Here is a 12424-nt window from a genome sequence, read left to right as displayed (position 1 = left end):
AGAACAGGCAACACAAAAACCAATGCCCGACAGAGGCAGCACCTCCATCACCGTGAGGCTGAAACCGTGATCAAGACCCTGAACCACCTCCCGCATCCTTACGAGAATGCCGCCGCCCTCGCCGGCCATTTCACCGACCTGGCGCCGCCGCTCAACGACCGTCAGGCTCATCTGGAAGCCTCGCGTTGCCTGTATTGCTACGACGCGCCCTGCGTGAACGCCTGTCCCAGCGAGATCGACATCCCGTCCTTCATCCGCAATATCCATCAGGAAAACGTTCAGGGTGCCGCGCAGAAAATCCTCTCGGCGAACATCCTCGGTGGCAGTTGCGCCCGTGTGTGCCCGACGGAAATCCTCTGCCAGCAAGCCTGCGTGCGCAACAACGACCATGAATGCGCACCAGTCTTGATTGGCTTGCTGCAACGTTATGCGGTGGACAATGCACATTTCAGTGAACATCCCTTCCAGCGCGCCGCCACCACGGGTAAACGCATCGCCGTAGTCGGTGCCGGCCCGGCCGGTTTGTCCTGCGCACATCGCAGCGCAATGCACGGCCATGACGTGGTGATTTTCGAAGCAAGGGAAAAGGCCGGTGGCCTCAACGAATACGGGATCGCCAAGTACAAACTGGTAGACGACTACGCACAAAAGGAGCTGGAATTCCTCCTGCAAATCGGCGGCATCGAACTCCGTCATGGGCAAAAGCTCGGAGAGAACCTGACCCTGAGCGACTTGCATCAACAATTCGACGCGGTGTTCCTCGGCCTCGGCCTGAATGCCAGCAAACAACTCGGCCTGGCCCACGAAGAAGCGCCGGGCCTGCTCGCCGCCACCGAGTACATTCGCGAACTGCGCCAGGCCGATGACCTGACTCAACTGCCGCTGGCGGACCACTGCATCGTCCTCGGCGCCGGCAATACCGCCATCGACATGGCCGTGCAAATGGCCCGTCTCGGCGCTCGCGATGTGAATCTGGTGTACCGCCGTGGCGTGGAAGACATGGGCGCCACCGGTCACGAACAGGACATCGCCAAGGCCAATCAGGTGCGTTTGCTGACGTGGGCACAACCGGAAGAAGTGCTGCTCGACGACCAAGGCAACGTGCGCGGCATGCGCTTCGCCCGTACCCATCTGGTGGACGGTCGCCTGCAAACCACCGGGCAAACTTTCGAACTGGCCGCTGACGCTATCTTCAAAGCCATCGGCCAGGCCTTTGATGGCAGCGCCCTCGCCGATCCGCTGGCCCGCGAGCTCAAGCGTCAGGGCGAGCGGATTGAGGTGGACGAACAACTGCGCACCAGCATCCCCGGCGTGTATGCCGGCGGCGACTGCACCAGCCTCGATCAGGACCTCACCGTGCAAGCCGTACAACACGGCAAACGCGCCGCCGAGGCGATCAACGCTCAACTGATGCTCAACGTGGAGGCTGCGTAAATGGCCGATCTCTCGATTGTCTTCGCCGGCATCAAAGCCCCCAATCCGTTCTGGCTGGCCTCCGCGCCGCCGACCGACAAGGCGTACAACGTGGTCCGCGCCTTCGAAGCCGGTTGGGGCGGCGTGGTCTGGAAAACCCTGGGTGAAGACCCGGCGGCGGTCAACGTGTCATCGCGCTATTCGGCGCATTTCGGCGCCAACCGTGAGGTGGTGGGTTTCAACAACATCGAGCTGATCACCGACCGCTCGCTGGAGATCAATCTGCGGGAAATCACCCAGGTCAAAAAGGACTGGCCGGACCGCGCGATGATCGTGTCGTTGATGGTGCCCTGTGTCGAAGAGTCGTGGAAATTCATCCTGCCGTTGGTGGAAGCCACCGGCGCCGATGGCATAGAACTGAATTTCGGCTGCCCCCATGGCATGCCGGAACGCGGCATGGGCGCGGCGGTCGGCCAGGTGCCGGAATACGTCGAACAGGTGACCCGCTGGTGCAAGACGTATTGCTCGCTGCCGGTGATCGTCAAGCTCACACCGAACATCACCGACATCCGCGTCGCCGCCCGCGCGGCTCATCGTGGCGGTGCGGATGCGGTGTCGCTGATCAACACCATTAACTCGATCACCAGCGTCAACCTCGAGCGCATGGTCGCCAACCCGGCCGTGGGCAACCAAAGCACCCATGGCGGTTATTGCGGTTCGGCGGTGAAGCCGATTGCGCTGAACATGGTTGCCGAAATCGCCCGTGACCCACAGACCCAAGGCCTGCCGATCTCCGGTATTGGCGGTATCGGTAGCTGGCGCGATGCGGCGGAATTCATTGCGCTAGGCAGCGGTTCGGTGCAGGTGTGCACGGCGGCGATGCTGCACGGTTTCAGGATCGTCGAGGAGATGAAAGACGGTTTGTCACGCTGGATGGACAGTCAGGGCTACGCCAGCATTTCGGAATTTTCCGGGCGGGCCGTGGGCAACACCACGGACTGGAAGTACCTCGATATCAACTATCAGGTGATCGCCAAGATTGATCAGGAAGCGTGCATTGGGTGTGGGCGCTGCCACATTGCGTGCGAGGATACGTCGCACCAGGCGATTGCCAGCCTGACGCAGGCGGACGGGACGCATCAGTATTCAGTGATTGATGAGGAGTGTATAGGCTGCAATCTGTGCCAGATCACCTGCCCGGTGCAGGACTGCATCGAGATGGTGCCGATGGACACGGGCAAGCCGTTTCTGGACTGGAATCATGATCCGCGGAATCCGTACCATGTCGCGGTATAAGTTTTTTAGTGTCTGAACTGACGCCTTCGCGAGCAAGCCCGCTCCCACATTTGATCGCATTCCATCTGGAGGAGCGCGGTTTAATGTGGGAGCGGGCTTGCTCGCGAAGGGGACGGCTGCAGCACCGAAAATTTCAAGGCTCCAACCCGATCCCCCGCAAAATCACACTGGTCACCGTCTGCACCGCCCGCTCGAACTGCATGTCCGACAACGGCTGGTGATCATTCAAAATGTTCACCTGATGATCAAAGTCCGCATAGTGCTGGGTCGACGCCCAGATCATGTACAGCAGGCTCGAAGGCTCCACCGGCAGGATGCGTTTGTCGTCCACCCACTGACGGATTTTCGCTTCTTTCATCTTGGCCCAGTCGTACAGGCTGACGTCCAGCGCCTCGCCCAATGTCGGCGCACCGTGGATGATCTCGTTGGCCCAGACTTTCGAGCCGTAAGGCCGACTGCGCGAGTGGTTCATCTTGGCGCGGATGTAACTGCTGAGCACCACACGCGGATCGTCGAACATCTCGAAGCACAACGCGTCCTGCTTCCACACTTCCAGCAGATCGAACAACACCGCGCTGTACAGCTCGGTCTTGGTGCTGAAGTAGTAATGCAGGTTGGAGCGCGGCAATTGCACTTCGGCAGCGATGTCGGCCATGGCGGTGCCGCCAAAGCCTTTTTCGGCGAAAACCTTTTCCGCCCCCAGCAGAATTTTCTCGACGTTACTGCGACGAATCCCGATCTTGTGATTGCCCATGAGGGCTCCCTGACACCAGCGTTGACCAAGACTAGCATCCGGCTCTACGTCACGGCGACAGGCTAAAACGAAACTTCGACACTAAGCTGTCGGCGGGTAAACTGGCGCCACTTCGAACCTGCCTCAGAGGTATTCACGATGCTCAAAAAAGCCCTGGTCACCACCGCCCTCCTCGGCTCGCTGCTGGTCGCGTCGTCGGTATGGGCCCATGCCCATCTGAAAGGCCAGACCCCGGCGGCCGACAGCACCGTGAGTTCGCCATCGGAGCTGCGCCTGGAGTTTTCCGAAGGCGTTGAAGCGACGTTCTCCAAGGTCACAATCACCAAGGACGGCGCTGCGGTGCCGGTCAAGAGCCTCGCCACTGAAGGCAGCGACAAGAAAACCCTGATCGTCACGCCTGCCGAACCGCTGACCGCGGGCACCTATAAAGTCGAGTGGCACGCGGTGTCCGTCGACACCCACAAGAGTGAAGGCGCCTACGGCTTCAAGGTTGGCCAGTAATTCATGACGAGCGCGATGGTGCTGTGTCGCTTTGTGCATTTCACCATGGTGCTGATGCTGTTCGGTGCGTGGGTGTTTCGGCCCTTGCTGCTCAATGGCCGCGCTGAACACCTCGATCGAAAGCTGGAACTGACCGGTCGTTGGTTGGCGGCAGTAGCGTTGGCCAGCGGCATTGCCTGGTTGCTGCTGATCACCGCGAGCATGGCCGGCGCGTGGGAGGCGGCGTTCGATCCGTCGACCCTGCATCTGGTGTTGGGCAACACGTTTTTCGGTCAGGTCTGGCGCTGGCATTTGTTGCTCAATGGGTTGTTGGTGGCGTTGCTGATGAGCCCGTGGCAGGCGAACAAGCCGCTGAGAATCGGCCTCGCCTGTCTGTTGCTGGCGACCCTCGCACCGGTCGGTCACGGCGCCATGCTGGATGGCCGGAGCGGCCAGTTGTTGATGCTCAATCAAGTCGTTCACCTGACCTGCGTAGGCGCCTGGCTCGGCGGATTGATGCTGTTGGTGATGATCTTGCGGCAGCCCGCAGAGCAACCTGTCAAAGCCATTTTGATGCGTTTCAGTGGTGTCGGTTACGCCTTGGTAGCGGGGTTGCTGATTACCGGATTGATCAACGTTCGGGTCCTGACCGGAGTGTTTTGGCCGACACCGTTGTTTACTGGATTTGCGTTGATTCTGTTGATCAAGGTCGCGCTGATTACGGCGATGCTCGGTTTGGCGCTGTTCAATCGCCTGCGCATCAATGATTGCGAGCAGCGCCTGTCGACTCTTAAAACCAGCGTGATCCTCGAATGGATGCTGGGGATGGGCGCGGTCGCAGCAGTGTCCCTCCTCGGCACCATGCCCCCCATGATCTCCAGCTGACATTCCCTCGGCTCCTACCGGTTTCTTCGACATCTGCACCTACAGCGCAAGGTCATCGTACAACTTCTGATTGACAAGCCCTCAAGCCCTCGCAAATAATCGCCGGCAATGTTGTACGACGACGTATGACAAAAATAAAAACAACAAGAAGTATGGGAGCGTCACAGTGAGCAAGCTCGTCCGCAATTCGTCCGCCCGCACCCCAAATCAGATTTTCAAACGCCGTCATACCCTGAGCCTCATTGGTTGCAGCGGCCTGGCCCTCGCCCTGCCGATGACCAGCCATGCCGAAGGTTTCACCGACGACGCCAAGGCCACGCTGAACCTGCGCAACGCCTACTTCAACCGCAACTACACCAACCCGGCGTATCCGCAAGGCAAGGCTGAGGAGTGGACGCAAAACTTCATTCTTGACGCCAAGTCAGGGTTCACACCGGGCACTGTCGGCTTCGGTGTGGACGTGCTCGGTCTGTTCTCGCAAAAGCTCGACGGCGGTAAAGGCACCGGCGGTACGCAACTGCTGCCGATCGACAGCGATGGCCGCCCGGTCGACAATTTCGGCCGCTTGGGTGTGGCGCTCAAAGGCAAGATTTCGAAGACCGAAATCAAGGTCGGCGAGTGGATGCCGGTGTTGCCGATCCTGCGTTCCGACGACGGCCGTTCGCTGCCGCAAACCTTCCAGGGTGGCCAGCTGACGTCCACCGAGATCAGCGGTCTGACGCTCTACGGCGGCCAGTTCCAGAAGAACAGCCCGCGTAACGATGCGAGCATGGAAGACATGTTCATGAACGGCAAATCGGCTGCCATCACCTCTGACCGGTTCAACTTCGGTGGCGGTGAATACGCGTTCAATGACAAACGCACCCAGGTCGGCGTCTGGTACGCCGAACTCAGCGACATCTACCAGCAACAGTATTTCAACCTGAGCCACAGCCAGCCGATCGGTGACTGGACCCTCGGTGCCAACCTTGGCTATTTCATCGGCAAGGAAAACGGCAGCGCCCTGGACGGCGACCTCGACAACAAAACCGCGTTCGCCATGCTCTCGGCCAAATACGGCGGCAGCACTTTCTACGTCGGCCTGCAAAAGCTCACTGGCGATGATCAATGGATGCGCGTCAACGGCACCAGCGGCGGCACGCTGGCCAACGACAGCTACAACTCCAGCTACGATAACGCCCAGGAAAAATCCTGGCAGGTGCGCCACGACTACAACTTCGTCGCCCTGGGCGTGCCCGGCCTGACTATGATGAACCGCTACATCAGCGGTGATAACGTGCACACCGGGAAGATCACCGACGGCGAAGAATGGGGCCGTGAATCCGAACTGGCCTACACGGTGCAAAGCGGTCCGTTGAAAAACCTCAACGTGAAATGGCGCAACGCGAGCATTCGCAAGAGCTTCAGCACCAACGAATTCGACGAGAACCGCGTGTTCATCAGCTACCCGATTTCGCTGCTGTAATACCAATCTTTCACTGACTGACATAGACCCTGTGGCGAGGGGGCTTGCCCCCGTTCGGCTGCGCAGCAGTCGTAAAACTGATGAACTCGGTCTATATGTCTAAGTTTTGGGGCTGCTGCGCAGCCCAACGGGGCGATGCGGCGTTCCGACAAGCCCCCTCGCCACAGAATAAATGTGTTGATTGATGAGGAACGACCCTCCGTCCATTTCAACCAATGTTGCGTTGACAAGACCCGGAGAGCCTTACGATACTTCAGCAAAGTCGTACGACAACCTACAACGATTCGATAACAACAACTGTTTGTCCAGGATTCCCATGACTACTACAACCACCCGCCTCCCTTTCAATCGCCTGCTGCTGACCGGTGCCGCCGGTGGCCTGGGTAAAGTCTTGCGCGAAACCCTGCGCCCCTATGCCAATGTGATTCGCCTGTCGGACATCGCCGACCTCGCTCCAGCGATCGATGACCGCGAAGAAGTCGTGCCGTGCGACCTGGCAGACAAACAAGCCGTGCATCAATTGGTCGAAGGCGTGGATGCGATCCTGCACTTTGGCGGCGTGTCGACCGAGCACTCGTTCGAGCAGATCCTCGGTGCCAACATCTGCGGCGTGTTCCACATCTATGAAGCCGCGCGCCGCCACGGTGTGAAGCGCGTGATCTTCGCCAGCTCCAACCACGTCATCGGTTTCTACAAGCAAGACCAGGTCATCGACGCCCACTCCCCACGTCGCCCGGACAGCTACTACGGTTTGTCCAAGTCCTACGGCGAAGACATGGCCAGTTTTTACTTCGATCGCTACGGCATCGAGACCGTCAGCGTGCGTATCGGCTCCTCGTTCGCGGAACCGCAAAACCGCCGCATGATGAGCACGTGGCTGAGCTTCGGCGACCTGACCCAATTGCTGGAATGCGCGTTGTACGCCCCGAACGTCGGCCACACCGTGGTGTATGGCGTGTCCGACAACAAGAACGTTTGGTGGGACAACCGTTTCGCATCCGGCCTGGGTTATCAACCACAGGACAACTCCGAAGTATTCCGCGAAAAAATCGAGACCCAACCGATGCCGGCCGCTGATGACCCGGCGATGGTTTACCAAGGTGGTGCGTTTGTCGCGTCAGGCCCGTTCGGCGACTGACCCCCAACAACAAAAAACCAAGGGAATGAGTGGCCATGCAAGCCGAATTGATTGTCGATGCCCGTAACGCTGTCGGTGAATGCCCGGTGTGGGTCCCCGAGGAAAACGCCCTGTACTGGGTCGATATTCCTGCCGGGGCCCTGCAACGCTGGAGTGCCGCCAGCGGACACGTCGATGTGTGGACCGCGCCAGAGATGCTCGCCTGCATTACCCGCCACCGCGACGGCGGCTGGGTGGCCGGGATGGAAAGCGGGTTCTTCCATCTGCACCCACAAAACGACGGCAGCCTCGACAGTCAATTGCTCGCCCACGTCGACCACGCCCGCACGGACATGCGCCTGAACGATGGTCGTTGCGACCGTCAGGGACGCTTCTGGGCGGGCAGCATGGTGTTGAACATGGGCGCCAACGCGGCCGACGGCGCGCTTTACCGCTACAGCGCCGGTCAACGAGGGCCGATTGAGGCACGACTGGGCGGGTTTATCGTCCCGAACGGCCTGGGTTTCAGCCCGGATGGACGGACGATGTACCTGTCGGATTCCCATCCCTTGGTCCAACAGATATGGGCCTTTGATTACGACATCGACAGCGGCACACCGTCCAATCGGCGTCTATTCGTCGACATGAATCAGTTCCCCGGGCGTCCTGACGGCGCGGCGGTGGATGCCGACGGTTGCTACTGGATCTGCGGCAATGACGCCGGGGTGATTCACCGCTTTACCCCTGACGGCCGACTGGATCGCTCCCTCGCCGTCCCGGTGAAGAAACCCAGCATGTGCGCCTTCGGTGGCAGTCGTCTGGACACGTTGTTTGTGACCTCGATTCGCCCTGGTGATGACCATGATGAACAGTCCCTGGCCGGTGGTGTGTTTGCCCTCGATCCGGGCGTTACCGGGTTGCCGGAACCGCTGTTCAATGATTCCCTGACTGCATTAACAAGATAAGCCCCGCCCCCTGTGGTGAGGGGGCTTGCCCCCGGTCGGCTGCGAAGCAGTCGTCATTGGCGTCTGTGCAGTCTGACTGAATAATGCCGAGGTCCGCTTCGCGGCCCAACGGGGGCAAGCCCCCTCGCCACAACAGCTCATCAGTATGCGGAAATGTCCATGACACCAAAAATTCTCGAACTCGAAGACGAACTCACCTACCTCACCCTCGCCCCCGAGCTCGGTGGCAGCCTCGTCAACTGGACAGTTCGCAGCACGGGACAACCGCTGCTCCGTCACAATGACGCCCAGGCGCTGAACACTGGCTTGCCGGGCAAACTCGGTTGCTATCCACTGGCGCCGTGGTCCAACCGCATCGCCGATGGTGGCTTCGATTGCCCCGAGGGCTGGCTGGCGTTGACGCCCAACAGCCTCACCGATCCGCTGCCCATCCACGGCAGCGCCTGGCAGCAACCTTGGCAGGTGGTGTCGCAATCGGCCAATGAAGTGATCCTGCAACTCGACAGCAGCACGCCGTTCGCTTATCGCGCCCGGCAACGGTTTCATCTGAGCAAGGGCCAGTTGAACATCGAATTACAGGTCACACACCTGGCCGACCGCGCCGCGTGGCATGGCCTCGGTTTGCACCCTTACTTTCCGCGCACGGCGAACACGCAGCTACAGGCCAAGGCCGAGAAAGTCTGGTTATGCGATGGCTCGAAACTGCCAACCGAGTTGATCGAATTGCCCGCCGACTGGGATTTCCGTCAACTGGGCGCCTTACCCGCCTCCCTGGTCGACAACGGTTTCTGCCATTGGGACGGCCATTGCCTGATCGAGCAACCTGACCTCGGCTATGCGCTGGAATGCCAGGCCACCGGCAGCGATTACTACCTGCTCTATTGCCCGGTCGGTCTGGAGTTTTTCTGCATCGAACCGGTGAGCCACCCCGTCAACGCGCATCACCTGCCCGGTCGACCGGGTTTGCGGTTGCTGGAGCAAGGTCAGTGCGCAGAGCTTGGGTTCAGCCTGCAGTATCGCGCGCTCAGATAACGCCAAGCATCTGACTGAGCGCCGCGCGCAGCTTGCCGGGTTTCACCGGCTTGTTCAGCAGCGGCGCGCCGAGTCGCTGCAACGAGCGTCGACACTGATCCGTGCGGTCCGCCGTAATGATTACCGCCGGAATCACCTGGCCGTAATGCTCACGCAAATGCCTGACCACATCGCAGCCCACCACGCCATGATCGAGGTGATAGTCCGCCAGGATCAGTTCCGGCGCTTGCCCGCGCAGCGCCGCCAGCGCTGAGGATTCATCCGTGGCCGTGACCACCTCGCACCCCCACTGCCCCAGCAGCGCGCTCATGCTCTCGAGAATGCTGACTTCGTTGTCCAGCACCAGCAGGCGCCGACCCGGCAAAGGATTGCCCGTGGTCAACTGAGGCGCAGCCTGACTGATCGGCAGCGGAACCTCATGGGAAATCGGTACGTCGATGCTGAACATCGAACCTCGTCCCGGCACCGATTTAACCCGAATCCGATAACCGAGAATCTTGCCGATGCGCTCAACAATGGCCAACCCCAACCCCACACCTTTGCGGTCGGCGGCGCGTCCGACATCGAGTTGGTTGAACTCCAGGAAAATCGAATCCAGTCGGTCTGCGGCGATGCCACGCCCGGTGTCCCAGACCTCCAGGCGCAGCATTTCGCCGCGGCGCCTTGCGCCCAGCAGGATGCTGCCCTCGTCGGTGTAGCGGCAGGCATTACTGAGGAAGTTACGCAGGATGCGCGTCATCAGGCGCAGGTCGGTGCTGATGGCGTACTCGCCGACATGCACCCGCAGGTTCAACCCTGCGGCCTCGGCGACCGATTGAAATTCGGACACCAGCGGCCCGAGCAATTCGTCGAGACGATAAAGGGCAACGTCGGGTTTCACCGCGGCCTGATCGAGCCGGGAAATATCCAGCAAATCAGTGAGCAGGTCTTCCGCCCCTTCCAGCGCCTGATGAGTGCGCTCGACCAGGACCTGTTCAACGTCCGGCAGTTTTCGTTCACGCAACGTCGAGATCAGCAAGCGCGCGGCGTTAAGCGGTTGCAGCAAGTCGTGACTGGCCGCCGCGAGGTACTTGTCCTTGCTGCGATTGGCGGCTTCGGCAGCGTCGCGGGCATCGCGCAAGGCTTCGGCGATCTGCTTGCGCTGGGTGATTTGCTGTTGCAGGTTGCGGTTGGCTTCCAATAACTCATCGGTGCGCGCGGCGACCCGCTGCTCCAGTTCATCGTTGAGTTGCTGCAAACGCTGCTGGGCTTGTTTGCGTTCGGTGATGTCGGCGACAAACCCCTCAACCAGGCCTTCCTGATCGGGCTTGAGCAACAGGTTCATCAATACATCGAGGCTGCTGCCGTCCTTGCGCCGCAATTGGGTTTCATACCCGTGCAGGCTGCGTTGATGCTTGAGGATTTCGCCGATGTTTTCCAGCTCACTGACGCCGCCGACAAACAGGTTGCTCGCCAGGTCCGCCAGAGAAAACAGCACCTCTTGCGGGTCCTGATAACCGAGCATGTGCGCCAACGCCGGGTTGGCGGCCCGCATGCCTTCTTGCAGGCTGGCCTGGAAAATCCCCTGGACCGCGTTTTCGAACAACCATTTATAGCGATTGCGCTCGGCTTCCAGTTCGTCGAGCCGCGCGGCCAGTTCCGGGTAATGACTCTTGCGCGCCGAATGGCTGCCTAACCCGAGTAACCCCGCCAGTGCCCGTTGCTGATCGTCAGAGGGCTTCGCCATAGACGACCTCGACATCACGCTGACTGGATTCGCGCGGATTGGTCAGGATGCACGGGTCGTGCATGGCGTGTTGCGACAGGAACGGAATGTCCGCCGTACTGACCCCGTGCAAGCCAAGGGTCTCGTGGAAGCCGATCGCGTGTTTGAGCGCAATCAGATGTTCCACCAGCCGCCCGCAGATCTGCCGGTGGTTCAGCCCGCGGCAATCGATGCCGAACGTCTCGGCGATCACCTTGAAGCGATCCGGCGCCGAGCTGTAATTGAACGCCACCACATGTTCCACCAACACCGCGTTGCACAGGCCATGGGGCAGATCGAGGAACCCGCCGAGGCTGTGGGACATCGCGTGCACCGCGCCGAGAATCGCGTTGGAGAACGCCAGCCCGGCTTGCATGCTGCCCAGCATGATCTTCTCGCGCAGGGCGATGTCCGTGGGGTTGGCAATCATTTGCACCAGGTTGCCGTTGATCAACCGCATCGCTTCCAGCGCATGGGGATCGGTCAATGGCCCGTGACCGGTGGAGACGAAGGCTTCGATGGCGTGCACCAACGCGTCGATGCCGGTACACGCCGACAGGAACGGGTCCATGCTCAGGGTCGTTTCCGGGTCGATCAACGAGACGTCCGGCACCACCGCTTTGCTGACGATGGAGAACTTCATGCGTTCTTGCTGGTTGGAAATGATCACGAACTGCGACACATCAGCCGACGTGCCGGCAGTGGTCGGAATCAGGATCAATGGAGGGCTGGGCACACGGATGGTGTCCACGCCTTCGAATTCGAGAATGCTGCGTCCGTGAGCAACTACAATGCCGATGCCTTTGCCGCAATCCATCGGGCTGCCTCCGCCGACGGCAACAATCACATCGCAATGGTTTTCCCGGTACAGCTCCGCGCCGAGCATGACTTCTTCGACCCGTGGGTTAGGCGAGACATCGCTGTACAGGAAGTAGTCGATACCCAAGGCTTGCAGGCTGGCCTCGACATCGGCAACCCACCCGGCGGCAATCACCCCGGGATCGCTGACCACCAGAACTTTGCGGGCACCGAAGGTCTTGGCGTAATTGCCGACATTGTGCCGACAGCCGGCACCGAAGATGATTTCTGGAGACACGAACTTACGCAGCTGGCTGAGACTCTGGCTCATTGGAAAGCCTGTTTTTATTGTTTTGGAAGATGGAACCCACACTAAACCATCCGGCTGCGAATGCAATCAGACCAATGGGTAGCAAGATCTTGTGCCTACCACAGATCAAATGTGGGAGCGGGCTTGCTCGCGAAGAGGCCCTGA

At 60.1% G+C, this 12424-nt stretch carries 11 protein-coding genes; 8 read left to right on the top strand and 3 right to left on the bottom strand.

Annotated elements, in window-relative coordinates; genetic code table 11:
• The first annotated feature begins 66 nt into the window (after positions 1-66).
• Both EAH78_RS25020 and preA read left to right on the top strand, forming a co-directional pair.
• Complete coding sequence (locus EAH78_RS25020; RefSeq protein WP_140669977.1) at positions 67-1434, top strand: NAD(P)-dependent oxidoreductase; 1368 nt, start codon at positions 67-69, stop codon at positions 1432-1434.
• Positions 1435-2709, top strand: coding sequence for an NAD-dependent dihydropyrimidine dehydrogenase subunit PreA (gene preA, locus EAH78_RS25015; RefSeq protein WP_140669975.1), 1275 nt, complete (start codon positions 1435-1437; stop codon positions 2707-2709). It begins immediately after the preceding gene.
• A gap of 133 nt (positions 2710-2842) precedes the next feature.
• Here the strand turns inward: preA and EAH78_RS25010 are convergent, their stop codons facing one another.
• A complete protein-coding gene (locus EAH78_RS25010) occupies positions 2843-3463 on the bottom strand; it encodes a TetR/AcrR family transcriptional regulator (RefSeq protein WP_140669974.1) in 621 nt (206 codons plus the stop codon).
• Positions 3464-3601: 138 nt separating this feature from the next.
• On the opposite strand from EAH78_RS25010, the gene copC reads away from it, so the two are divergent.
• The 6 genes from copC (at position 3602) to EAH78_RS24980 (ending at position 9407) form a co-directional block, all read left to right on the top strand.
• The gene (copC, locus tag EAH78_RS25005; protein WP_140669972.1) at positions 3602-3964 is read left to right on the top strand and encodes a copper homeostasis periplasmic binding protein CopC; all 363 of its coding nucleotides are present in this window, start codon (positions 3602-3604) and stop codon (positions 3962-3964) included.
• A 3-nt stretch (positions 3965-3967) separates the two neighbouring features.
• Complete coding sequence (gene copD, locus EAH78_RS25000; RefSeq protein WP_140669970.1) at positions 3968-4828, top strand: copper homeostasis membrane protein CopD; 861 nt, start codon at positions 3968-3970, stop codon at positions 4826-4828.
• A gap of 166 nt (positions 4829-4994) precedes the next feature.
• The gene (locus tag EAH78_RS24995) at positions 4995-6293 is read left to right on the top strand and encodes an OprD family porin (protein WP_140669968.1); all 1299 of its coding nucleotides are present in this window, start codon (positions 4995-4997) and stop codon (positions 6291-6293) included.
• A 316-nt stretch (positions 6294-6609) separates the two neighbouring features.
• The gene (locus EAH78_RS24990; RefSeq protein WP_140669966.1) at positions 6610-7431 is read left to right on the top strand and encodes an NAD-dependent epimerase/dehydratase family protein; all 822 of its coding nucleotides are present in this window, start codon (positions 6610-6612) and stop codon (positions 7429-7431) included.
• Between the two features lie 35 nt (positions 7432-7466).
• Positions 7467-8375, top strand: coding sequence for an SMP-30/gluconolactonase/LRE family protein (locus tag EAH78_RS24985; protein ID WP_140669964.1), 909 nt, complete (start codon positions 7467-7469; stop codon positions 8373-8375).
• 159 nt (positions 8376-8534) lie between these two features.
• The gene (locus tag EAH78_RS24980; protein ID WP_140669962.1) at positions 8535-9407 is read left to right on the top strand and encodes an aldose 1-epimerase; all 873 of its coding nucleotides are present in this window, start codon (positions 8535-8537) and stop codon (positions 9405-9407) included.
• Here the strand turns inward: EAH78_RS24980 and EAH78_RS24975 are convergent.
• Together EAH78_RS24975 and ercA are read right to left on the bottom strand one after the other, a co-directional pair.
• Positions 9400-11133 (bottom strand): PAS domain-containing hybrid sensor histidine kinase/response regulator, encoded by a 1734-nt coding sequence (locus EAH78_RS24975; RefSeq protein ID WP_140669960.1) that lies wholly within the window; start codon positions 11131-11133, stop codon positions 9400-9402. The two genes, EAH78_RS24980 and EAH78_RS24975, sit on opposite strands and share 8 nt — an antisense overlap.
• Positions 11117-12280 carry an alcohol dehydrogenase-like regulatory protein ErcA gene (gene ercA, locus EAH78_RS24970; protein WP_007949305.1) on the bottom strand — a complete coding sequence of 388 codons (1164 nt, stop codon included), beginning with the start codon at positions 12278-12280 and terminating at the stop codon, positions 11117-11119. The genes EAH78_RS24975 and ercA overlap by 17 nt, the downstream gene beginning before the upstream one ends.
• Between the last annotated feature and the right edge of the window lie 144 nt (positions 12281-12424).

The sequence above is a fragment of the Pseudomonas arsenicoxydans genome (assembly GCF_006438915.1).
Taxonomy (GTDB): Bacteria; Pseudomonadota; Gammaproteobacteria; order Pseudomonadales; family Pseudomonadaceae; genus Aquipseudomonas; species Aquipseudomonas arsenicoxydans_A.
The sequence above is the reverse complement of the archived record's forward strand: the minus strand, read 5'-3'. Positions and strand labels throughout refer to the sequence as shown.

What these genes read in the sequence shown, in the direction of transcription:
- EAH78_RS24985 (WP_140669964.1), top strand. Translation starts at nt 7,467, where the DNA reads ATGCAAGCCGAATTGATTGTCGATGCCCGTAACGCTGTCGGTGAATGC.
- EAH78_RS24975 (WP_140669960.1), bottom strand. Translation starts at nt 11,133, where the DNA reads ATGGCGAAGCCCTCTGACGATCAGCAACGGGCACTGGCGGGGTTACTC.
- copD (WP_140669970.1), top strand. Translation starts at nt 3,968, where the DNA reads ATGACGAGCGCGATGGTGCTGTGTCGCTTTGTGCATTTCACCATGGTG.
- copC (WP_140669972.1), top strand. Translation starts at nt 3,602, where the DNA reads ATGCTCAAAAAAGCCCTGGTCACCACCGCCCTCCTCGGCTCGCTGCTG.
- preA (WP_140669975.1), top strand. Translation starts at nt 1,435, where the DNA reads ATGGCCGATCTCTCGATTGTCTTCGCCGGCATCAAAGCCCCCAATCCG.
- EAH78_RS24990 (WP_140669966.1), top strand. Translation starts at nt 6,610, where the DNA reads ATGACTACTACAACCACCCGCCTCCCTTTCAATCGCCTGCTGCTGACC.
- ercA (WP_007949305.1), bottom strand. Translation starts at nt 12,280, where the DNA reads ATGAGCCAGAGTCTCAGCCAGCTGCGTAAGTTCGTGTCTCCAGAAATC.
- EAH78_RS24980 (WP_140669962.1), top strand. Translation starts at nt 8,535, where the DNA reads ATGACACCAAAAATTCTCGAACTCGAAGACGAACTCACCTACCTCACC.
- EAH78_RS25010 (WP_140669974.1), bottom strand. Translation starts at nt 3,463, where the DNA reads ATGGGCAATCACAAGATCGGGATTCGTCGCAGTAACGTCGAGAAAATT.